Genomic DNA, 23,168 nt, shown 5'->3' with positions numbered 1-23,168 from the left:
AGACTCATGCGTTCATCGCGTGCACGTGTCTCAATCCGCGTTAATTCACTCTTTGCACTGGCGGAGACTTCCACTCGTCATTCAGCAGTTCCGGTTTTGGCCAGTAGTAACGCATGGTCAACATGAACAGCGCTTTGGGGGCGGGCAGCCAATTCGGCTCCTTATCCTTGCCGGGTGTGTCTGCCTGGATGTAGATCGTCAGGCCGCCATCGGCATCGGTCTTCAGTTGAGGCAGCATCGGCGAATTGATCAGGTACCGGTTCAGGGGATTCTTCACCAGCAACTGACTCGGCAGGTTATACATCGTCAACGACCAGAAGGCGTTCACCGGCGGCATCTGTCCTTTGGCAAAATGCAGTGTGTAGTTATGCTTGCTGCCATCCAGAACCTGTCCATCGGAGTCTTTGTCGAGAATCGGATAAAGAGCCTCGTCGCGTGAATTGGCGCCGATGCCCATCTGCGTGCCTGTAGCGCGCGCAAGGTAGTCGTTCTTCAGATACTCGCGTGCCCCGAACAGCGTGTCGGTCTTGCCGCCCATGGAGGCGCGCTTCCCGTCGATCGCTTTTTGCCCGCCATCGATACCAGCCTTAAGTGCAGCCTGCACATCGGGCGAGAGCGACGAAGGATCAAAGGGCTTACCAGGAACAATCCCGATCTTTGCAAACTGATTGCGCAGGTCCACTTCGCTCGCATGCGGCGGCTCGGCGAATTGCAGCAGGAAAGCCATCTGATTGAAGAAAGCCGGCGATGTCTGCTCTGCCGCTGAGATTGGCTTCGGCCAGTCGGGCGCCGGGGCAGCAGGAGGTGCGTCAGTGCGGAGAAATTCATGCAGCGGTTGAACTTTGTATCCTGCCTGAATCCTCTTCACGTTCGGCAGATCGGCAGGGTTAAACAACTGTGTTCGTCCAACCACGCTGACAAACTGTGTCTCCGCATGAAACATCTTTGAAATGCCCTTGGGAGCATCGCCATTCCAGCCCGGCCCTGCAATGAGGTAGACACCACCATCATTGCCTGTTGAGCGGCTGCCAATGTAAGCAAAGTTAAAGGTGTAAAGATCCATCAACTGAAAGACGAAGTAGCGGTTCTTCTCCATCTTTGGAATTGTGATAACCGCCGGCTCTGCCCGTAGATCCAGGCCTGCGAACGAATAAGGCGTGTCGGAGTTTGGAGTGACAAAAGCTGTATCAGCCGGGGTGAAAACCCGCGCAATATTCAGAATGGAGTCGAACGGGCCCTGATACTGCGGATTACTCTTGTCAATCGAGAACGCATACATGGTCTTGTACTGAGCGACCATTGGAACGCCATAAATGTATGCATCCTTAGCAATCGAGCGCGCGTCTGAGGCGGAGAGAGCCTGGCTGCCTGTGTTTTGGGATGATTCCGATGGCTGTTTGCATCCGAAACTCAGCATCACTGAGACAAAAAGCACAGAAAGCATTTGCCGCTTCATCGGAACACCTCTGCCTCTCTGCAAAACACAGTCTTCGGCTCGATGAGCGACAACGGGCCGACGTACTCATAGATAGAGCAGCGGGTGGTTTGTCGTCTACTGTGAGAACTACTAGTCGGGTTTGTCGGATTGAATCGATGGATTCGCACTGAGCCGTTACGAAAGCCGGCTTCAGATTCTCTTAAGTTAAGAATGGTACCGTCTAATTCAAAGAGCTACTTTTCTACAGAACCGCACCCTCTGTCATGCAAACTTTTTTTCGTTTTTTTACCGTCATCATTCTCTTAGCCGCAGCCCTCGCCCGAGCGCAGGGCGGACCACCATTCATCACGGATGACCCCGGCACGCCCGGCAATAAGCAGTGGGAGATCAACCTCGGCTGGCTTGGGCAGCACAATCCCGGCCAGTCTTATTACCAGTTGCCGGACATCGACATGAACTATGGCTGGGGAGACCGCATCCAGCTCAAGTACGAGCTACCCCTGGCCGCCGCAACGGACCAGAACAACACCACGCGCGCAGGCCTCGGCGAGTCCCTGCTCGGCATCAAGTGGCGCCCCTACGAGTACCACACAAAAGGCGAACCGGAGAGCGACGAAAACATGCTGTTCTCGCTCGGCACCTATCCGCAGGTCTCCATCAATAACCCAACCAGCGCCGTGCGCCGCGGCATCGTAGAGACCGGGCCACAGTATTACCTGCCGGTCGAGTTCACAGCCAGGGCCGGACCGATCAGCTTCAACGGCGAAGTAGGCCGTTGGTTCGGCAATCGGCACATACCGGATCGCTGGGGACGTGGGCTCATCATCGGCCGCGAATTCAACAGCCACTTCGAGCTTTACGGCGAAGTCTACGATCTGCAGGATGCCAACCGCATCAACGGCGCGCCCAAGCAACGCTCATTCACCGGCGACATCGGTGGCCGCTACAGTCTGGATAAAGAGGACCACATCCGGCTACTCTTCATGGGCGGCCGCTCGCTTCAAACCGTCACGCGCACCAACAGCCAGCCCAACTGGATCGCCTACGCCGGAATCCAGTTTCTCTTTGGCCCCAAGCAGCCCCAATCAGAAAAAACCGACCAGAAACCGTAGAGACAGCTTCTACAGCAAACTCAAAAGACGCTGGATTCAAGGAACCGATGTTATGGATGCAGCTTCTGCTCTAAATCCGGCACATACAGCGGCTGGGCGTCGGCTTCCAATCGGTGCGCCGCCGCCAGCGCCAATTCATAAGCGGCTCGCGCACTGTTTTTGTCGCCCGATGCCGTCTGGGCGTCTCCCAGGGCCGTCAGCGCCAGCAAATTCTCCGGCTGCCAAGCAACAGCTTTCTTTGCCGCAACCAAAGCCTCTGCGGGTTTATTCTCCGTCAGCATGATTCCCGACTTTTGGACTGCTCCCAACGCCGCCGCTTCATGCACATCGAAATCGCCACGATACACAAATACACTGTGATCGATCTGCTCCGCCATCGGCATCCACCGAAATCGCTCGAAGACATTCAACTGGTCGCTGGGCCAATCGCAGGCTTCCAGATCGTCTGCGCTTAACAGGATGTTGCCATGGATGGTTTCTGGCACGTCGACCGGCAGGCTCTCCCATCCGGTATGGGCCGTGGGGAGCGGGTGACAGGGAATGCCGTAGGCTTGCGGACGAAGTTCAGGATAAGCGGAATAGGCCAACCAGCACTCCTCGCCAGGATGAGCATCTACCCATTGCTTGATATGCGGCAGTTGCTGCGCCCAATCCACGCTGGAGTCGCTCAGGTATTTATGCGTGTTCGCCGTTCCACCCCAGGCTTCGTTGCCATACGCCATCTCTGCCGGAAACACAACCAGGGCAGAGACAACATGACACGCCACCAATCCTCCACCAATCCAGATCCAGCGTCGGCTATGCTGCGCGAGCGCTGTCAGACCCGCTGCTGCAAGCAACGCAGCCAGTGGATACAAGAACAGAACATGACGAGTGCCGATGTTCATACCGCTGAGGATCGCCACAATCAGATAGATAGCACCAGACACAACCAGGTACGCCAATTCTCTTCTCTGCCTGAGCCGCCTGCTGATCAGCGCAATACCTGCCAGAACCACCAGGCCAATCAAACCCAGAGTGGTCTTGATGGACAGCGCGACGGGAAAGTACCACCACACGCCATGAGCATAATCGTGTCCAAGAAGGAAGATGGGATACTGCTGCGCTGCATAGTGGATGTCAGTCATCCCCATCAGGTAGGATTCCGGCAGCAACCGCCAGTTGGCCAGATGTCCTATCACCCAACTGTTCATCCCCGTGAGAGGTGCAGCGTATTCGCTCAGCGTCGGGTTCATAACCAGCCCTGCCGGTCTGGCTGCATAGCGAAAACCGTAGAAAGCCCAGAGCACCGTAACCGCCAGGACCGCGATGGCTGCAAATCCGCCAAACAGTGTTCCAGCCATCCGCTTGCGCCGTCCCCGCTCGGCACAGGAGATCTCTACCAGCGCCAATCCCAGCAGCATCGGAGCCAGCAAAATCCCGCTGTGCTTCGCCGACAGCGCGAGTCCGGCGGCTAAGCCGGTCAGCAATAGACGAATCACAGATGGCTGCCTTGCGTAACGGTAGAAGCAATAAATTGTGGCCAGAAAGAAGCAAGTGACGCCCATATCGGTCGTGACCAGGGCACTGTTGGCCAACACATTCGGCTCGAAGACCACCAATAGCAAAGCCAGCAAACCAGCGGACCCGCCAAAGAACTCGCTTCCAGTCAGAAATACAAATACCGAGAGGCCCACGGCAAAGACACCCGCTGCCAGGCGCATGCGGAAGAGCAGGCTATGACTTGGGCCATCATTACGCTCCATAAAATCACGGCCATCCCGGTACGCCTCTGCCTTGAACATTCGCCCTTGCAGCGGAGGCGCCCAAAGCTTCTCCTGCAGCAGGGGCAGTGTCGCCAACAGTTTCACCAGCGGCGGATGCTCGGGATTCAGACCGTAGTCGCCGCTATGCCACATCATGTAGCCGGCAAAAATATGGTCGCCCTCATCGAAGGTGAGCGACTCGCCATGAACGATGATCGCAACCAGGATCATCTGCAAGAGGATCAATCCGCCTGCAATCGCCCAGACGGGCATTTTCAATCTATTCATCCACCGTCCGCCTCTACAGATTTACGGGTTTAATGCAGTAGCCGATGAAAACGCAATGCACAATGATTCGCGCCTCATGATAGGGAATTCCACGAAGGACCTTTTTCGGACGAATTCCCAAGCCCTTGGCTGAATTGTCATGCACGATTGAGAAACGAAACAGGCGCTTCACTTTACCGATACTTATGCTGAACGAATAATAAATCGCCAGGCGCTCATCGAGCGATTAATCCTCATAAGTCGTCTTACCGCAAGCTATCTTCGCAGCAGTGGAGCATTTTCGGGATGATCGCCGCCTCCGGTTAAGCTTCAACGCTCTTTGAACCTCGGCATCACGAAGCAATATGCCGTATATCGCATCTCACTCCACTCCAGCTCATCCATCGGCCGCCCCGGAAACAGCGGCACTTCCACCGGCACAAACTTCACACGCACCCGGATCGATTTCCGCCCCTCCGTCAACTCCCTCGCAATCAGAAACTCATCATCCCGAAACTGCCGGTTCGATATCTGCACCTGATGCTCATTCGCCCCCAGTTCATCCTTCGGGTTCGAGTAGACCACCGTGTTCGATCCCGCCGTGTACCAAACCCCCGCCAGCTTCCACGCCCCGTCTCGATCCATCACCCACACCTCCGCCTTCTGGTTCGGAAATGAATAATCCAGCTTCCGCCGCAGCATCACCCCTAAATTCCTTGGATCAATCTTCACCGTGAACTCCGATGTCCCCTTCGTCTTTCGCCCCGTATCGGTCGTCGCCGCATAGGTCGCCTCGCCACTCCGCGTCTTATCCACTCCCAGCTCAAACCGCGACGTCACCGAGTACGGAGCCGATGCCTCCGGCGAAACATACTTGTGCTCCCTCTCGCTCGCAGCATCACCCACGTGCAGCGCATCCGTCTTCACGACCGAAGCTCCCGGCAGACCATACCAGTACGTCACTGTCTCGTAGTGCTCGTTCGACTCGTCCTCGCCCCCATGCTCCAGTTGAATCCGCGCATTCTTCCCGAACGGCATTGCATCCGCCAGCAAGAACCTGTACGCCGACTCCACCTTGTCCTCCGCGCTCACTGCCGCCTTCGCATTTCGCGCACCCACCGGATGCCCCGCAAACGGCAGCGTCATATTCAGGCCGCCCCAGTAATCCCCACCGCCGCCCCACTCCTCGGTCCCCGTCCCCTGCGCCTGCGGAGTCTCGGCATCATCAAAGAAAAATCGCGGATCACCCTCCAGCGTCTCCAGCGCGGCATTGTCGGAGAAGGTAAACGAAGTCCCCACAAACAATCCCGTCCAGTCGCCTCCACCCTCCGCAGTCTTCGTATCCAACAACACCATGTCCTGCCCCGCAACCTGCTTCACAAAATCCTGATGCGTCGCATGAAAGTACCCCACCTGGTTTGCCGCATCCGTAAACGCAGCCACCCTCACCTTCCATCGCACATCCTTGAACGCCGCAGCCCCGTTCCCCACCAGCTCCATCCGCGCCGATTTAAAGAACGGCATCGGAAAGAAGCACTGCATCACCACGCGATCGCCCACATACTTCACCACGATGGGAAAGGCCTTCACCAGATACTCTTTGTTTTCACGGTTGTAAAACAATCCAGCCCCATAAAACAACGTCATCGGAGCATCAATCGACGCATCCTTCCGTCCATCCCACGTCACCCGCAACCCCACGTTGGAGAATGCCAACGCCTCATCCTTAGGCACCGAAAACTCCACCAATCGCACCATCCCCCGCGTCCTGTTCGCACTCCACACCGGCACCGCCCCAGACGAGGGAACCTCCACCACTCCACTCTCCTCACGTCCCACACTGACAGTCCTGTCCTCGCCCGACCGCGCAATCAGTTCCAGCACCTTCGAATCCGGCCCAGTCTTCCAATCAAAGCTCTCGATAGGCCGCGACAACCGCGCACCGCCCACATACTTGTCGTAGATGTAATACCCCGTCCCATAATGTGTGCGCGTATACGCCATCCGCAGCGTCTTCTCAAACCCAATCGGAACCCAGCTCAAGTCCGCGCCCTTCGTCGTATCCCAGGTCACCGCCAGCGGCTGCGGAAACAACGCCTTCGGCTCCCACACCGCACCCTGCGCCGGGTGCAGCGGATCAGCCGTACTCGTCTCCGTCACAAGATGATCCGTCCCATCCACCGTGTAGTGCCACGGACTCCCGTGCCAGTGGTTGTAGCGCACAAAGTACAGGACGCCTGGCCCAACAACATCCAGCGTCACATTCTCCTCATCGCTCAACTGGTATAAGAAATGGCTCGCATCCGCCGCCTCGTTGCCGCCCTTGCGGTCATAGGTGCTGCGCATGTAAGCCCGTGCGCCAATCCTCTGGTAGGGCCACCGCTCCCACATGGTGTAGCTGTCCGGCCCCACGGGGATTTGAGGAGCCTCCTGCGCCATCAGCGACGCAGCCACAAGCCACAAAGCCACCGCACAAAGAATCTTCGCCAAAGAGACCTCTCATCTTCGGCACCCATTCTATCCCGCATAAAACTAGGAGTACGAATTCAGATCTTCACGTTCAAAAAATCATGCGCGCGGTTCTTCGCCGCGCGCATGACTCGTCATTGCTAAAGTTCAAATAATGTGGAACGGTGAAGCCGGCTCCGGCAAGGGCTCTGGTCTCCTCATAAATCGATTCCACATCGCCCCGATCTTTGCTGAGCCCATGAAGATATGACCCGCAGTAAGCGGCCCCACAACCCGGTGATGCCCGACAGCCGCCAGTCCCATCGATGCGATACAGCCACACTGGGAGCAGTCCGGGTCTCCGCCAAACTGGCAGGGGCTTATGGCGGTCTTCAAGTCTGCGGAGAATGTCGCCGTGGTCCGGGCAAAGATACATTCTTCAGGATTCCGCGGAGGCTGTTTAATCTCCGCAATCACAGCTTCTGGCATGTCCAGGAAAGGGTACTTCCGCCTCAGAACATAGAGATCGTTCATCACCGCGGTCCGCTGATCCGCAGACAGGATCTCTACGTCGGTAGCACCTCGCTGAGGAGTGAAAAGGCTGAACCAGACTTTCTTCACCTCGGGGACACCAGACCAGAAGCCGAGGAATTCATCCAGGTAACCGGGCCGGTCAGCAATCTGCGACGTCACGGTGCAATGGATGGTGACCTTCGCCCCCTGAATGTTCTTCAGGATGCGTTCATACGTCGCAGGCTTGCGCCTCACGTCGTGTTCAGCGGGCAGGCCGTCCACTGAGATCACTACGCTCAAATATTTATACTTCTGCCACTCCGCTGGAATGATGCGGAATGCGCTCGTCACAATCTGGGTGTGAACTCCGCGACGCTCCATCTCTGGCAGAAGCTGCTCCACCTCGCGGTAGCGAACCAGTGGATCGCCACCGACCAGTGACACATGAAGCGGTTTATGACGATCGACAAGAGCCAGAACCCGATTCACCAGCTCATCGCCTTTAAAGTCGGAAAGTTCACGCAATGTCGTGCCGCCGCCAAGATGGGCGTCGTCGAATGCGTAACAGCCTGGGCAGCGCAGCGGGCATTCCTTCGTGATCTCAATCGAGATCGAAGGAGCGCGGCCCGCGAGGATTCCTCGCCATGCTGCGAGGACTTCTGTGGTTTTCATATTCTTCCTAAATGCCGCGCCTTTGCGCAGCCGAAAAAGGGAAACGGAAGGCCTATACAAGACCCGCAAGAAGACCCGTAGTCGCCTGGGAAGAAATCAGATAAGCAGCGGAAGCTCGTATCCAGTATGTTTGCCTGGCCGGCCGCGGCTATGCGGAATTGCAACTGGCTCCGAAGAATAGTGGCTGAGCCCCGTGAGATACCCGAGCAGCCAGGCTCCGAAGATTGAGGAAAGAAAATCCCTGACATGCTTAAGCGTCTCGTCTATATCGATTCTGCCGCGCTGCATTCGCAGGAGCAGCATCGACGCCAGAGTCAGTCCAAGAACGAGCGTCGTTTCGGTGTCCTGCCCATGAAAGAAATCGTCACCCGCCCAGACATTCTGTGTGATCGGACTGATGGCAATCACAACCAATAAGAGCAGGAGGGATGTTTGAGCCACACGCTGCCATGGATCTCCATGCGAGAGTTTTAGACGCCGCATTGTGACTAGGTACTCGAACACGTGTCGTTAGATGTAACGATGTGCTTAGACGTTGCACTCAGTCTTTTGTCGCCTGGAACAGATTGCAGCCACCGTTCGGAATGCTGATTAGCGAACATAAAAACTTTAGATTGTTTAAGTTAAGATAGCACCGCTTGAACCCGAAACAACTGACAGGCACTACTTCCGATAAGCACATCTCGTTATCTATTGGGTCCGAGCTGCCCAGGTCGCGCTCGATGAGCGCATTGACCTGAAGTCGTCATTTGAAAAGCACACACGCTTCGAGGGTCAAATCGCGGGGGAACTCGATCGTAGGGATCGGTTAGTATCCGGTCCCGGCAATGGCAGTTCAAAGCATTTTTTGCGGCCAGCATCTTTATTCGGACAATAGCAAATGATCAAACAGCGATTGAACCAGGCTACGCGTGCTCTTCTGAGAAAGTTCTGCGCCGAGGATTCTCTGGGTGACTGCCAGACCATGAGCGAGATTGATGATAACCGTGATGAAATCATCCGGCTTCAATTTCGAAGTGACTTCAGGAGATCGCAAGAGATCCCTGACAAGCTCACTTCCGTCGCGAAGCTGCTGCCGATGCACTTCAACAAAACTCTGCCGGATACGTTCACTTCGAAGAGCTCCGACCTCGAATTCAGCGCGAAGCACGATCCAATCATGGTCTGTCATTAAGTCGGCAATGGCGTCTCGTAATTTTCTCGACCGATTCTTCCCTGAAGGCTCATCCTTCAGCAGAGACCGAAAGAAGTTCAGGTGGCGCGCCTGTTCCTCATGGATTACGGCGACGAACAGCTCTTCCTTGCCATCGAAGTTTGAATACAGAGCGCCCCGAGAATAGCCGGCATCTTCCGCGATCTTCTCCGCCACGGCGCCGCCAAGCCCGTAACGCAGAAAGTGCCTTCGGCCTACGGCAATCAATGTGGCACGAGTCTGTGCCCTGCTTTCCTCTCGGGTGAGTCGTTTTCGTGGCTTTGTGCCGTTCACGGGCATTTGAATCCTTGGCTCCTCCTGATCGTTGCTGCGGCGATTCACTGACCTTCCAATGAGAAACGCCAAGCATGCTCGCAGATGGCGCGAGTGTCAAGGTCCAAGAAGTGCAAAATAATTCTGAACACAATGAACACTCTGCATCCTGATACGAGGATAGCTTATCTGCCGAAGCCACTAACGCGAAGGTAATATCGAAAGTTACACGCCTCGAATCGACGCAACCTGCGATGGATCTGATCGTTAGATCCGTAAGCCTTCAAGCCTCTGAATCAATCGAGCGACCACAACCACCACAATGGCCACGATCGCTAAGATTGCGATCACGACATACCATATGTATGCCATGGGGATATCTTCCAGGTCGTCTTTCATTTTTGGTTTCATGATGGCTCCTTAGTCGTTACACGTGGAGACCAGAACCGTCCGGCGAGCGGGGAAACATATCACGATGACATACCGGCCCTTGCGAGAAGATCGCAGTAATCCTCAAGCCGCTGAAAATCGAAAGGCAGTCAGAGAGGCAATCAACTCCGGCGTATCAGCATCACGCCCAAGCCGACGCAAACGACTGCCGTCACCTGCAGCATCGGAACATATCGCGATCCCAGCCATGCAATGTATGAGGGAAGAGCAGTCTGTTCAGGCCTCATACAAATACCCCACATTCCGAAGGCCATACAGGCCACCCCTAACACGAAACATATCCATTGCTCGACAGCAGCAATTGTTGCGGGCTGAGCGCCTTTTTGCTCTTCTCCTCCTTTCTTCTTCATACCCTGTCCGACACTTAAAGTGCGCTCGCGGCCCAGGGGCCCTACATTTTCATGAAGACTCCCGGCACCGCGCTCGTAACCTTGAATCGGGGATGTGACTTTGATCGCCAATATCCGGTCTATACCTGTGTCAGCCATCATGGGATCCTTTCGCAAATCTCTATTACACATACATTACGATTTCAGATACAATTTGTATATTAAATTAAGAACCGATGCTCTGCTTTACGAAAGAAGCGTTGGACGGAACGATTCGGAGAGTGTCAGAGGTGACGGCGGTTGATTGGGCTCGAGTAATGATCTGACGACGCTCACCCTGCCGGAAAGGAAAATGGATGTCGGATGAAGTCGTGAGCAGCGGGCGATGGAAGCCTAGTGTCAATCCCTGGCTGATCGCGGCGACAGTTGCCCTCGCTGCCTTCATGGAGGTTCTCGATACCTCCATTGCCAATGTCGCCCTTCCACACATTGCTGGTGATCTTGGAGCCAGCACCGATCAGGGAACCTGGGTTCTCACCAGCTATCTGGTCTCCAACGCGATCATTCTGCCGGTTGGTGCCTGGGCGTCCAGCGTCATCGGCCGCAAAAACTTCTTTCTGCTATGCATCACCATCTTCACTGCGGCAAGTTTTCTTTGCGGTATCGCCCCGACGCTTCCGATCTTGCTCATTGCGCGTGTGCTTCAGGGCGTCGGAGGTGGCGGCCTCCAGCCTATGGCGCAGGCCATCATGGCCGACTCCTTCGAAGAAAAGAACCGTGGTCAGGCCTTCGCGCTTTACGGTCTTGTAGCAGTGCTTGCGCCATCCCTTGGGCCGACAATCGGCGGTTGGATCACCGACAACTACTCCTGGCGATGGATCTTCTATATCAATCTACCCGTCGGCATCCTTGCGTTCTTCCTGGTTAGCCGCCTGGTCCAAGATCCGCCCTGGATCAAAGCAGATCGCGCCAACCTCAGAAGGCTCGACTATATTGGGCTCGGATTGCTGACAGTCGCCATGGGAGGCATGCAGATTATGCTCGACAAAGGCGAAGAGAACGATTGGTTCGCCTCCACTTTCATCCGCATCTCCTGCTTCCTGTTCGTCGCGGGTATGACTGGCCTGATCTGGTGGCAGTGGCGGGCTAAGAATCCCATCATGAATCTGCGGCTATTCAAGTACAAGAACTTCGCCATCTGCTGTTTTCTCATGATTCTGGTTGGCGGCGTCCTGAATGCTGCAACCGTACTCGAGCCGCAGTTCCTGCAACAGCTGATGGGTTACACGGCAACCCGTGCCGGAGAGGCACTCGCAGGCGGAGGACTTGCCCTGCTCGTCGTTATGCCTCTTGGAGGAATAGCTACGGGCAGGTTTCCGGCGAGAAATATGGCTGCGTTTGGCTTCGCTTGCTTCGCCGGCGCGTTCTATTACACATCCACTCACTTCACGCTCACCATGACCTTTGGTTTTGCCGCGTGGCTGCGAATTCTTCAGATGTTCGCGATTCCTTTCGCCTTCATTGCCATCACCACCGCGGCATATGTTGGACTTCCGAAAGAGGCGAGCAATCAGGTCTCCGGGATCATCAACTTTGTTCGCAACGTAGGCGGCAGCATCTTCATCGCGATCACTGGAGCAATCGTCACCAATCGTTCTCTCGTCCATCAGGCACGCCTGCAGGAGGCTATGCAGCCCGGCAACCCCGCCTTTATCAACCAGGTCAACGCGCTTACTGCTTACTTCGGTGGTACCGGCGGAGGTCCGGGACCCGACAACATGGCACGAGCTGCCATTTATCAACAGCTCAATCAGCAAGCGGCTGCGATGGCCTATCAGGACATCTATCGCTTGCTCTGTTGGATGGCGATCGACATGGTGGCATGCGCTTTCATTCTCAGTAAGAACAAACCCGGCCAGGGAGCACCTAAAGGAGAAGCTATGCACTAGCGAAGCGCTCTGTGATGAAGACGGCGTTGATTGAAGCATTTCCAGCCAGGAGGCAGATTCCCATGTGCGAGGAAGAGAGGAACCCAATTGTTGCAACTCAGCAAGCACCTGCTGGATTAGTTGCCGATCTCCTGATGACAGCGGAGAGGGAGCTAGCAGCCTTCTACATAGCAGTCGTACGAAGGTACGGCCCAGAGGAAGCGAGGAGGGCCGCCTACGATTGGATTAAAGAGATAGAGACGATGGATTGGCCCTTAGACAAAACTGTCCTTAATTGGCGCCATGTTTCAATCGTGGCCGCCGATTGCGTGGCGGCCAGAGTCATTGAGCGCCCGCCAAACCTGTGACGGCCAGAAATCGCACAAATTGGCCAGCCGATTCGAGCATGAAGTCTATTGGGTCAAGTTGGCAGCGGCTGAATTGGATCGGTAATAGAAAGTCGGCCTATCGGAAGCAATCTTCGAAGCCTTGGTAAAGTTCCGGGCGGATCACCGCCAACCAGGAATGACGAATTCCCTCCTGAGATTCAATCCGGCCCACGACCCATTACCTTCGTCCATTGTCCTTTTGTGCTGAAATTCCTTCAAAATAGTTTGCGTAAAATTACCGCCATTTGTGCCACACTCATCTTGAAGTCAAAAAGGCCCGGTCCACAAAGACAGGGCCTTCGTATTTTCCGCCGCGTCAGTAAAAATTTTTAACTTTTGTACCTTTACCCGGTAGCGCCAATGCGAAAAGGTCTTTCAATGCGCCTCTTCCCGCGCCGCCGCCCGGTGCGGAAACACCAGCACGCAGATCGCAATCAGCGCCAGCAGTACACCTGAAAGCTCAAAGCGGCTCATGGCAAAGCCGCCCTTGGCTACCGGCTTGTCGAAAAGATCACCTGAAACCGCGCCCAGCGGCCGCGTCAGAATAAAAGCCGCCCAGAAGAGCCCGGTCCGCGAAATCTTAGTCACGAAATAGAGCACCGCCACCAGCACCAGCGCTCCGCCAAAGACATACACTGAGCCCAAATAGCCCAGGTTCATCGAATCCGAAGCCCAGTCGCCCAGCGCCGTGCCCAGCGTTTGCGAAAACATGATCGTAAGCCAGTAGAAAAACTCCGCACGCGGCGTGCTCACCGATCCCACTGAGATCGTGCCCGCCACCTTGTACCAGACGCCAAGCGAAGCAAGCAGCAGCGCCATCAACAGCGCCGATCCCCACAGATAGCCTAGCCCCCCATCGCGATCCGCCAGGTCTGCAAGTGTAGTACCCACGGTAGTAGTCGCAATGATGGTCGCCCAGTAAAGCAGCGGATGAAATTTCTTCGCCAGGATCTGCGCCGCCACCAAAACCAGAAAGAGCACGGCAAAGATCGCCGTGCCCCATACATAGCCCACGCCGCTGAATTTCAGCGCGGCATCGCCCATGGTGACCGCATCGCCGCCGGCTTCACCCAGCGTGGTGCAGAGAATCTTGATGATCCAGAAAGTAAAGGTGACAGCGGCCACCTTGCTGAACTCGGTAGCCGCACCCGTATTGCGTGTCTCTGCAGACATCCGTCCTCCTGCACTCGCTTGCATTGCAATGCCAGAATAGACGGGTTCTCTAAAGAAAACCTTAAAGCAGCTCGTACCCTGCAAACCAGTAGCCAATCTCAAAGGCCGCCGTATCCTCGGCATCCGAGCCGTGGATCGCGTTCTCTTCAATTGAGCTGGCAAACTTCTTGCGGATCGTTCCCTCTTCCGCGTTCGCAGGATTCGTTGCGCCCATCAGCTTGCGAAGATCCGCAATCGCGTTCTCCTTCTCAAGCACCAGGAGCACAATCGGCCCCGACGACATGAAGGTCGTCAAACCGTCAAAGAACGGACGCGCGCTGTGCACGTGGTAAAAGCCCTTGGCCTGGTCCTTTGAAATGGACTGCCTCTTGATGGCCGCAATCTTGAATCCGGCCTTTTCAATCTCGGCCAGAATTCCGCCGGTATGGCCCTTGCGGACCGCGTCCGGCTTGATGATGCTGAAGGTACGTTGTGACACTGCTGTAAACTCCTCGTTCGTAAGAATCCGTTTCCATTGTACTTGCCCAGACCAGATAGCTTTGTCCCTTGTCCCTCTTCCTTGTACCTTCCTCTATTGGTCCCTCGTTCCCTTGGTCGCGCCTTTTCGTCCTTCGTCCCTCGTCATTCGTCCCTTACCCTAATAACAGATGGCCTCCGAATCCCAGCTTCCCCCAAGCCGGACTCCTAGACGTGGTCTCGAAGCCTTCGCATCTCGCGACTTCCGCCTGTATCAACTGGCGCGCGTTGCAGGCATCCTCGGCGCGGAGGCGCAATCGGTCGCCGTCGCATGGCATGTCTATGCCATGACGCACCGCGCACTCGATCTCGGCTACACCGGCCTCGCGCTCTTCTTGCCGGCAATCGTTTTCCTTCTGCCAGCTGGCCACGTCGCAGACCGCTTCGACCGCCGCAAAGTCATTCTCATCTGCTATTGCTTGCAGCTGCTCTGCAGCGCCACTCTTCTCGCCATTACGCTTGCCGGCGTGCACTCCGTATGGCCCATCTACGCAGTGCTCTTTACCATCGGCAGTGGCCGCGCCTTTTCCGGACCCGCCAGCTCCGCGCTGATCCCGCATCTAGTACCGGAAGGGCAGCTGGTAAACGCCATCACCTGGGGCGGAGCCATCTTCCAGTTTGCCAACACCGCAGGACCCGCCGTCGGCGGATTGCTCTTCACGCTTCCTCTCGCGCATCTGCTTCCGCACCATCCGGGCCTCACGCATGAGTTCACCGGCGCAGGCATCGTCTATCTATTCACTCTTCTGGCCCAGATCTGGTTCATCACCCTCATCGCCAATCTCCATGTGCGTCCCGGCCGCATGGAGCACCGCGCCGCTTCACTTAAGGTCGTCTTCGCCGGCTTCCAGTACGTGCGCAGCATGCCGCTGCTGCTCGGCGCGTTTTCTCTCGATCTCTTCGTCGTCCTCCTCGGCGGAGCCGTTGCGCTCATGCCCATCTTCGCGCAGGAAATCCTCCACACCGGCCCGCGCGGCCTCGGCATGCTCCGTGCCGCGCCCGCTGTCGGAGCCATGATCACATCGCTCCTCCTCGCGCGCTTCCCGCTCAAGCGCCACGCCGGCCGCCGGCTCTTCATCGCAGTCGCCGTGTTCGGCATCGTCACCATCATCTTCGGTCTCTCGCGTTCGCTCTGGCTTTCGCTTGTGGCGTTAGCCATAAGCGGTGCGGCGGACATGATCTCTGTCATCGTCCGCGGATCGCTTCTCCAGCTCGCCACGCCCCCCGAGATGCGTGGCCGCGTCTCCGCCGTAAATTCCCTCTTCCTCGGCGCATCTAACGAGTTCGGCGAATTCGAGAGCGGCGTGACCGCTCAGTGGTGGGGAGCCGTCCGCGCCACCGTCATCGGCGGCATCGGCTCACTCTGCGTAGCCGGCCTCTGGGCCGCTTTCTTTCCCAGTCTTCGGCAGGTCGATGAGCTAAGCGCCGAAAAGCTCCGCGCTCAGGCTCCTACGGAAACAGAACCCCAAATCGCTGAACCATAGGCCAGCATGCGGACGAACGTAGTCCTTGGACATGGATGGACAGCAATAGGTAGGCCGGGGCTTTAGCCGCTGAGGTATGCTGTTCTCCGCTTCACCGGCCAACCACTATTCTGTAACCTGTCATCTCAACTCTGTAACCGCGCGGAGCGTCTATGAAGAACTGGAAGGCTGTCCTCATCCCCATCGTCATCACCCTGCTCCTCGGCGGAATCTATCTCGCCGTCGTCTTCCACAATCGCGCCAAAGATGCGACAGCTACCAACAAGCCTCCCGAAGAACACCTCACCGCGGATGAGATCGCCATCGACCGCCAGGAGTTCCCTGCCCACTTTGACGATGTCGCCGAGCTCGCGGGCAAATCCGTCTGGATGCGCGACGGATATGCCCTGCCGTACTACGCCGCCCCCGGGGGCCACGTGAACTTCACAAAGCAGATCGCCCTGCTCCCACCCGCTCAGCGTCTCGACGTAAAGAAAGCCATCAAAGCAGTCGCCCCCGCCACCGTCTCCAATAAAGTCCCGCACGGCGACCATCAAGCCCTGCTCCTATTCTCCCTCCCAGGCGATTCCAACGAGTATGCCGTCGCTGTCGGCGCCATGCAAGGCCAGCAAGAACAATACTTCGACGACATTCTCTTCTTCTATGACGACCCGCATACCATCTACTCGCACTGGCCTAAGGACACCTGGGATGCCATTGCCGCACATCAATCAAAACCAGGCATGAACGAGCTGCAGACAAGCCTCGCCCTCGGCATGAACATCACCGTCACCAGCCAGGACAAGGGCAACCGCACCGTCACCTATGACGTGAACGGAAAGAAAACCGCCGTCACATTCTCAAACGACAAAGCCACAACGATTCAGGCCCAATAACCGCATCGAATCCGCGACTTTATTGCTTATAATATTTTTCATGTAATAAAAGATATATCTCAAAACATATTGACAACTACATTTTTAAGATATATCTTTAGCTATATCGAAAGGAGATCTCGATGAAAGAGGATTTGTTTCAAGCATTTAAAGCACATCATTGGCATTTTGGAGGACATGGACACTGCAGGGAGGGTCGCGAAGAGCGTCACGGACGCAGACCCGGTCCTGGGTTCGGCACAGGATCCGGCTCAGATGACTTCGGAGGACGCGGTTTCGGCGGTCCCGGCTTCGACGGCCCTCGTTTTGGCCGTCGCGGCTTTGGCCGGGGAGGTCGCGAACGCCTATTCGACGCGGGCGATATCAAGCTGGTCATCCTCAAACTGCTCTCGGAAGAGCCCAGCTACGGCTACCAGCTCATGAAGACCATGGAGCAGCGTCTTGAAGGAGGCTACACACCCAGCGCCGGAGTCATTTACCCCACACTCACCATGCTGGAAGAAGAAGGCCTGATTTCAGCAGCCACATCTGACGGCAGCAAGAAGGTCTACTCCGTCACCCAGCAGGGACTTGAGTTCCTCGAAGCTCACAAGCAGCGAATCGGCGAGCTGTTCATGCGCCTGGAGGAAGCAGGCGAGGAGTTCAAGCGCGGCCGCTCACCCGAAATGATGAAAGCCTTCATGAACCTGCGCGGAGCCATCTGGGCACGCCTTGCTCGCGGCAACGTCACATCGGAGCAGATTCAAAAGCTTTCCGAAATCGTTCACAGAGCGGCAAAAGAAATCGACGAGCTGTGACAGCCTGTCGCTTCACCACAAACTCAGAAAACGCGGCCTATCGCTTTAGCAGATCGATGGGCTGCGTAAAGTCCGTAACGCGAATGTACTTCGCCAGTGCCGGATGCTGCCGCTCAAGCGCAACATACATCTCCCACGCCACGCGCCGATAACTGAAGTGTCCCGCCGGACCTGACCGCAGCTCAGAAATATATTGCGCCTCAGCAAAGTCCATCTTGAAGAGGCACCGCACTCGCGTAGCCAGCGGCAACAGATACTTAGCTGATTGCGCAGCCTCAGGAGCCTTCCCCGCCGCAATCCGTCCGCTCGCAGTAAACGCGCGCTCCACCGCAGCCCTGTACTCACCCACAATGCCGGCCTCAGCCAGCCCCGCTGCGTCGCCCGTCTCCGGCACATCATACCCATGCCGCGCCGTGAAATCCTGCATGATCTGCGTCACACGCCTGTGCCGGTGCATATCGCGGAAACCGCCAATGTCCATCAGCACATCAAACCGTAAAGCCGCCCCTGAGTGAAACGCCCGCAGCGCCTCATCATGCCTACCGCGATGCTTCAGACCTAACTCAATGATCTCCAAAACGCGAGAGCCCGGAAGGGCAGCAACCACATCCCGCACCTGCCGGTACGGATAATGACTCGCCGAGTAAAGCAACGTAGCCGCAAGCTCCACTTCCAGCGTCTCCGTCCGCTCCACCAGGTCGACAACCGGCGCATCCGCAATCGACACACCACTCAAAATAGAAGCCGCAGCAGCGGCCAACTCCTTCTTCGTCTCAATCTGATACGAACTCGCCTCAGCATATTTCACCAGTGTCGGCGCCACGCGCACCTCGCGCTCATCCGCACTTACATTCGAGTTCGGATTCCACGCCGCGCCCGCAGCCGCATCCTTCAGCTTCTGCCCAAGCTCCCGCACCTCGGCAAGGGGGCTCGAAAGCAGCCGCGAAACCTGCGTCTCCAGCGTCCGCGCATTCACAATCTGGCCGAGAGAGGTATTCGTAGCCAGCGGCAGCAAATATCGCGCCACATCAAACGCCCGAGCCTTCAGCGTTCGCTCATACGCATCTGGCTTCATCTCATCTGGCCGCTCCACGCGCTCACGCAAAGCATCCTGCACCGCCGTCGTCGTCCGCTCATACGCAACAAACAGTCCGTCAACCGTTTCCGCATACAGCTGCCGCGCCGTGGAATCCTCGCCAAAATCAGGCAAATACCAGCCCGACTTCAGAAAGTTCTGATAGCGCGTCGACCGCTCCTGCCCATCCCATCTCTGCTCATCCACCAGCACAATCGCCGCCAGCAGGCTCAGCCGCTCGATCGCAAATGCGATATGTGCCAGATCCGCAATCGACCTGTGACCGTATTGAAAATAAAAGGTGTTCAGAAACTGCTCGGCCCGCTGCGAGCTGATCTCTTTAAGCGACTCTTTCATCGAAAGCGCCGAGCGCGAGTACTTCGCCATCGCATACGCCAGCACTTCCGGGTCGGCCCCGTGCACGGCATACACGTCGGTCTGGTTCTGGGCTTGACTCACCACGCCCGCGGATAACAAAGATTCACTGGACATAAACGTAGGCTCAGGACCAGAATACTTCACAGGAATCAACAGAGGATTTCTCGAATGAATACCTCCCGTTGGTTCCGTGGAGCACCGGGTCATGCGTCAATTTCAGATACGCACTTCGAACAAGCCCCGGCCCCTGCCTTCGGGTCGCTGGGCCATGACACAACGGCTCAATGATCTCCTGTTCGCTCACTGGCCTCTGCCGCCCGCCGCACTCGCCCCGCTCATCCCAGACGGCATGCAGATCGACACTTTTCAGGGCAGCGCCTGGCTCGGCGTCGTCCCCTTCTGGATGGACCGCATCCGCCTGCGCGGTCTGCCCTCCATTCCCGGCGCACGCCATTTTCCTGAGATCAACCTCCGCACTTACGTCCGCGACCCGCAGAACGGCATGCCAGGCGTCTATTTCCTCTCCATCGACGCCAATAACCTCCTCGGCGCAGCCGCCGCACGCCTGCTCTATCGCCTTCCCTGTCACTGGGCGGAGATGCGCCACCAGCAGCGCTCCGAGCGCGAGTTCGCCTTTTACTGCCGCCGCCGCTTCACCGGCAAGCCCATTGTCTTCAAGGCCCGCTACCGTGGCCTCGGGCCCTCCCACAAGCTTGCCGACACACGCCCCGGCTCTCTCGAATTTTTCCTCACTGAGCGTTACTGCCTATTCACCCGCGACCGCGAAGGCCAGCCGGCGCGCGCCAGCATCCACCACGTCCCCTGGCCGCTTGAAGAAGCCGAAGCCGAGATCGAGCGCAACGACCTGCCCGCATCCCTCGGCATAAACCTGCCTTCCGGGCCGCCCGTACTGCACTACTCCCGCCGCATGGCTCTCTATATCTGGCAGCTCGAGCGCATGCAACCCAGCCGCGGCGCGCATCGCATTGCGGCCGCCGCCGTTCCGTCTACCTAGCTTGCATTCTTCTGCCGCTTCCACACCCGCGCGCCAAGCCACGCAAGGCCGATAAGCGCCAGCACATCCACAACATTCTTGAAGACAAAATCCGCCGTAGAATACCCTGCTCTGCTCGTGGAAGACACCGCCGCTATCGCCAGGATTGCCCCAAGGCACGCCGCCCATGCGTGCCTTACGCTCCACCTGGTCGACCCAGCCCATACCGCGAAGAGCGCAAACGTCACCACCGCCAGAGCAATCTCGGAACCTACAGCCTGCGCCGCGCTCAACGGCGGATGCGCCTGAAAGTTCTGCCCCAGCAACTCAAGCCACGCCGCGCTTGCAATTGCCGCCATCCCTCCTACCGCCCATGCCGGCGCAATCCTCCGGTCCGTCTTCTCTTTACCCATCCCCCGGGTTAGCCATGCCAGCCCAATCAGCACAGCAATCGCCGCTATCCCGGCCTCCAGCAACGCCATCGGTGGATGATACGAAGGAGCCCCCAGCCTGGGTCTCGCCACCTGCGTCCACCCATACCACGCCGCCCGACTGCCCAGAAGAAGCCCGACTCCGCAAGCAATCGCCCCACGCACCCGCAGCCACGGCACACCAGCCCGTTTTGGAAACAGAAACTCCGTTACGCTCACCGGCGTCAGCACCACCCACACCGCTTCATATCCCAGCATGAAGAGAAAGTAAACCCAGTTCACTCCGCCCCAGCGCCCATACGCCGCATTCACTCCCGGAAACGGCAGCGGCGCAATCGAAGTTTGCTGAATCACAAACTCTTCCGCCACCGCCAGCGCCACTCCCAGCACTGCAAGGCTCACCCAGCCTGCCTGCCACAGCCGCGCAAGCTCCCGGCACAATAACGCCCCGCCGCCCCATACCAGCACCTCGGGAATCAACACAAACAAAATACTCAGCCGGGTAGAGCCAATCAGAACTTCCCCAATCACCGGCGCCAACAGCATCAGTGTCCAGATCGGCCCTCTGAAACGCAATGTCGTCCGCTGCGCTTCCATCCTCTCGTTTTCCATTCCCATTACTCCTTCGGGCCTTCGCTGGCCTCACGCGCAGCTTCGCGCAGAATCTCTTCGACATCCCAATTCAGCTCGCCCGTTTCAATCTGCTTTGCCAGCTCGCGCGTCCAGTCGAGCTCTGCCCGCTGCACCGCCAGCAGATATTCGCTCTCCACCAGGTGAATCCTCGCCACCCGATCGCGCACCAACGCCACGGCGGATTCACGCTCATCGATCTCTCTTTTCAGCACGCCGCATCGCGCTTCCAGCAACGCCCGCGCTTCCTTCGGTGCCACGTGCACCAGAAAGCTCATCGCCGCCATAAACTCACTTGCCTCGTGTCGTGGTACAGCCAGGATCTGCCGCAGCATTTCCAGTAACCGTTCTTCGCCTGCCGGCGTAATCCGGTAGACAGTCCGCTCTGGCCGTTTTCCTTCGCGTCCCCTCGTCTCCGCCGCAATCAGGTTGGCACGCTCAAGGCGTCCAATCGCGTGGTAGAGCGATCCCGGCTTAAGCTCCAGCACCTCATCCGTATGCCGCTCACGCAGCAGCCGGCGCATCAGGTACGGGTGCATCGGGCTCTGCCGCAGGAGTGATAGCACCGCAATTTCCCAGATTCCGATTTCCCGAATTTTTGCTTCTTTTTTCATATAGTTCAAATGAACTATATCATAATAACTATTTAAGAGATCTGAAAATTGTTAGGTGAAATGCCAATGTAGTCATGCCGTCTGCCTGCGGACGCGCACACTACACCTGTGAACTGACATGCGTGGTCAAATCGGAGGGATTGGGCACCGCTAATAGTCGGCGCAGCCTGATTTTGGGCGATCAGACCATCAAAATAAATATCAACCGGCCATTCTTGACCAGGCTTTGCGATTTTCATTTCTATGGATTACAGCGGATAGTCAACACTACCCCTTCGCAAACATATGCTTAATCCCGCGCAGCGCCTGCCGGGTCCGTTCCTCGTTCTCAATCAGCGAGAACCGCACGTGAGTATCGCCATACTCTCCGAAGCCAATCCCCGGACTGACAGCAACCTTCGCATCAATGAGCAGCTTCTTCGAAAACTCAAGCGAACCAAGCGACTTGTAATGTTCGGGGATTTTAGCCCAGACGAACATCGTTGCCTTCGGGCTTGCCACCGGCCAGCCGAGCTTGTTCAGCCCTTCCACCAGCACGTCGCGGCGCTTACGGTAGGTTCCGCAGATTTCGGCGACACACTCCTGCGGCCCTTCGAGCGCAAGGATCGACGCCACCTGGATCGGCGTGAAAGTTCCATAGTCGAAATAACTTTTGAGCCTGCCCAGCGCATTCACCAGCACCGGATTACCCACCATGAAGCCCACGCGCCAGCCGGGCATGTTGTAGCTCTTCGAGAGAGTGAAGAACTCAACCGCAACATCCTTCGCACCGGGAACCTGAAGTACGCTGGGCGGCTTGTAACCATCAAAAGCAATGTCTGCATAAGCAAGATCATGGATGAGATGGAAACCATACTGGCGAGCCAGCTCCACTAACCTCGCCAGAAATGGCAGTTCCACAGTTTCAGTCGTCGGGTTCGATGGGAAGTTAACGATAAGCGCCTTGGGCCGCGGGGTCATCCGTGGAATGATCGACTCTAGATCCGCTAAAAACTGCTCCCGGTCCATAATCGGCACGCTCACCACATGCGCGCCGGCAATCACTGGACCGTAAATATGGATCGGATAGCTCGGGTTCGGCACCAGCACGGTGTCGCGCGAGTCGAGAATAGCCAGGCAAAGGTGCGAAATGCCTTCCTTGGAGCCGATAGTAACAATGGCCTCAGTATCAGGATTCAGGTCCACGTCGTAGCGCGTCTTGTACCAGTTACAGATGGCACGGCGCAGGCGCGGCAGCCCCTTCGAGACCGAATAGCGATGCGTGACCGGCTTCCGCGCCGATTCAATCATCTTGTCCACAATGTGCTTCGGAGTCGCGCCGTCTGGGTTGCCCATGCCGAAGTCGATGATGTCCTCGCCGCGGCGGCGCGCGGAGATCTTCATCTCGCCGGTAATGTTGAAAACATACGGCGGCAGACGCTGAATACGACTGAACTCTTCCATAA

The 23,168-nt window shown here is 56.9% G+C and carries 20 protein-coding genes; 7 read left to right on the top strand and 13 right to left on the bottom strand.

Features of this window, described 5'->3' with window-relative positions; all coding sequences use genetic code 11:
- Nucleotides 1–40 precede the first annotated feature (40 nt).
- A complete protein-coding gene (locus VO84_RS10935; protein WP_197413985.1) occupies nucleotides 41–1,444 on the bottom strand; it encodes a DUF1254 domain-containing protein in 1,404 nt (467 codons plus the stop codon).
- Nucleotides 1,445–1,701: 257 nt separating this feature from the next.
- Between VO84_RS10935 and VO84_RS10930 the strand changes: the two genes are divergently transcribed.
- Complete coding sequence (locus tag VO84_RS10930) at nucleotides 1,702–2,550, top strand: hypothetical protein (RefSeq protein WP_058187645.1); 849 nt, start codon at nucleotides 1,702–1,704, stop codon at nucleotides 2,548–2,550.
- Between the two features lie 50 nt (nucleotides 2,551–2,600).
- Here VO84_RS10930 and VO84_RS10925 read toward each other — a convergent pair whose 3' ends face one another.
- The 6 genes from VO84_RS10925 to VO84_RS22820 form a co-directional block, all read right to left on the bottom strand.
- Entirely contained in the window at nucleotides 2,601–4,583 is a 1,983-nt protein-coding gene (locus tag VO84_RS10925; RefSeq protein WP_058187644.1) for a glycosyltransferase family 39 protein, read from the bottom strand.
- A gap of 309 nt (nucleotides 4,584–4,892) precedes the next feature.
- Entirely contained in the window at nucleotides 4,893–7,052 is a 2,160-nt protein-coding gene (locus tag VO84_RS10920; protein ID WP_058187643.1) for a DUF2961 domain-containing protein, read from the bottom strand.
- Nucleotides 7,053–7,178: 126 nt separating this feature from the next.
- Nucleotides 7,179–8,195 carry a radical SAM protein gene (locus VO84_RS10915; RefSeq protein ID WP_058187642.1) on the bottom strand — a complete coding sequence of 339 codons (1,017 nt, stop codon included), beginning with the start codon at nucleotides 8,193–8,195 and terminating at the stop codon, nucleotides 7,179–7,181.
- A 96-nt stretch (nucleotides 8,196–8,291) separates the two neighbouring features.
- Nucleotides 8,292–8,636: a hypothetical protein gene (locus VO84_RS10910; RefSeq protein WP_058187641.1), complete on the bottom strand. Its 345-nt coding sequence runs from the start codon at nucleotides 8,634–8,636 to the stop codon at nucleotides 8,292–8,294.
- 421 nt (nucleotides 8,637–9,057) lie between these two features.
- Complete coding sequence (locus VO84_RS10905; protein WP_157439828.1) at nucleotides 9,058–9,729, bottom strand: TetR/AcrR family transcriptional regulator; 672 nt, start codon at nucleotides 9,727–9,729, stop codon at nucleotides 9,058–9,060.
- A gap of 198 nt (nucleotides 9,730–9,927) precedes the next feature.
- The gene (locus tag VO84_RS22820; RefSeq protein WP_197413984.1) at nucleotides 9,928–10,071 is read right to left on the bottom strand and encodes a hypothetical protein; all 144 of its coding nucleotides are present in this window, start codon (nucleotides 10,069–10,071) and stop codon (nucleotides 9,928–9,930) included.
- Nucleotides 10,072–10,795: 724 nt separating this feature from the next.
- Here VO84_RS22820 and VO84_RS10895 point away from each other — a divergent pair.
- Together VO84_RS10895 and VO84_RS10890 are read left to right on the top strand one after the other, a co-directional pair.
- On the top strand, nucleotides 10,796–12,388 hold the full coding sequence (locus tag VO84_RS10895) for a DHA2 family efflux MFS transporter permease subunit (protein WP_058187638.1): 1,593 nt from the start codon (nucleotides 10,796–10,798) through the stop codon (nucleotides 12,386–12,388).
- A gap of 14 nt (nucleotides 12,389–12,402) precedes the next feature.
- Nucleotides 12,403–12,735 (top strand): hypothetical protein, encoded by a 333-nt coding sequence (locus tag VO84_RS10890; RefSeq protein WP_058187637.1) that lies wholly within the window; start codon nucleotides 12,403–12,405, stop codon nucleotides 12,733–12,735.
- Between the two features lie 396 nt (nucleotides 12,736–13,131).
- On the opposite strand, the gene VO84_RS10885 is transcribed toward VO84_RS10890, so the two are convergent.
- Both VO84_RS10885 and ndk read right to left on the bottom strand, forming a co-directional pair.
- Nucleotides 13,132–13,929, bottom strand: coding sequence for a COG4705 family protein (locus tag VO84_RS10885; protein ID WP_058187636.1), 798 nt, complete (start codon nucleotides 13,927–13,929; stop codon nucleotides 13,132–13,134).
- Between the two features lie 61 nt (nucleotides 13,930–13,990).
- Nucleotides 13,991–14,407: a nucleoside-diphosphate kinase gene (gene ndk, locus VO84_RS10880; protein ID WP_058187635.1), complete on the bottom strand. Its 417-nt coding sequence runs from the start codon at nucleotides 14,405–14,407 to the stop codon at nucleotides 13,991–13,993.
- A gap of 169 nt (nucleotides 14,408–14,576) precedes the next feature.
- On the opposite strand from ndk, the gene VO84_RS10875 reads away from it, so the two are divergent.
- The 3 genes from VO84_RS10875 (at nucleotide 14,577) to VO84_RS10865 (ending at nucleotide 17,601) form a co-directional block, all read left to right on the top strand.
- Nucleotides 14,577–15,929, top strand: coding sequence for an MFS transporter (locus VO84_RS10875; RefSeq protein ID WP_058187634.1), 1,353 nt, complete (start codon nucleotides 14,577–14,579; stop codon nucleotides 15,927–15,929).
- Between the two features lie 152 nt (nucleotides 15,930–16,081).
- On the top strand, nucleotides 16,082–16,804 hold the full coding sequence (locus VO84_RS10870) for a hypothetical protein (RefSeq protein WP_058187633.1): 723 nt from the start codon (nucleotides 16,082–16,084) through the stop codon (nucleotides 16,802–16,804).
- A gap of 122 nt (nucleotides 16,805–16,926) precedes the next feature.
- Complete coding sequence (locus VO84_RS10865) at nucleotides 16,927–17,601, top strand: PadR family transcriptional regulator (protein WP_058187632.1); 675 nt, start codon at nucleotides 16,927–16,929, stop codon at nucleotides 17,599–17,601.
- A gap of 37 nt (nucleotides 17,602–17,638) precedes the next feature.
- Here the strand turns inward: VO84_RS10865 and VO84_RS10860 are convergent, their stop codons facing one another.
- Nucleotides 17,639–19,168, bottom strand: coding sequence for an FAD-dependent thymidylate synthase (locus VO84_RS10860; protein WP_058187631.1), 1,530 nt, complete (start codon nucleotides 19,166–19,168; stop codon nucleotides 17,639–17,641).
- Nucleotides 19,169–19,259: 91 nt separating this feature from the next.
- On the opposite strand from VO84_RS10860, the gene VO84_RS10855 reads away from it, so the two are divergent.
- Nucleotides 19,260–20,069, top strand: a complete 810-nt coding sequence (locus VO84_RS10855; RefSeq protein WP_058187630.1) for a YqjF family protein — start codon at nucleotides 19,260–19,262, stop codon at nucleotides 20,067–20,069.
- Here the strand turns inward: VO84_RS10855 and VO84_RS10850 are convergent.
- From VO84_RS10850 to alaC, 3 genes are all read right to left on the bottom strand, one after another.
- Nucleotides 20,066–21,091 carry a hypothetical protein gene (locus VO84_RS10850; protein WP_157439827.1) on the bottom strand — a complete coding sequence of 342 codons (1,026 nt, stop codon included), beginning with the start codon at nucleotides 21,089–21,091 and terminating at the stop codon, nucleotides 20,066–20,068. The two genes, VO84_RS10855 and VO84_RS10850, sit on opposite strands and share 4 nt — an antisense overlap.
- A 5-nt stretch (nucleotides 21,092–21,096) precedes the next feature.
- Nucleotides 21,097–21,675: a PadR family transcriptional regulator gene (locus tag VO84_RS10845; protein ID WP_197413983.1), complete on the bottom strand. Its 579-nt coding sequence runs from the start codon at nucleotides 21,673–21,675 to the stop codon at nucleotides 21,097–21,099.
- A 315-nt stretch (nucleotides 21,676–21,990) separates the two neighbouring features.
- Entirely contained in the window at nucleotides 21,991–23,166 is a 1,176-nt protein-coding gene (alaC, locus tag VO84_RS10840) for an alanine transaminase (RefSeq protein WP_058187627.1), read from the bottom strand.
- Nucleotides 23,167–23,168 lie beyond the last annotated feature (2 nt).

The sequence above is a fragment of the Occallatibacter gabretensis genome, from assembly GCF_001449115.1.
GTDB lineage: Bacteria > Acidobacteriota > Terriglobia > Terriglobales > Acidobacteriaceae > Telmatobacter > Telmatobacter gabretensis.
This window is presented reverse-complemented; position numbering and strand designations above follow the sequence as displayed.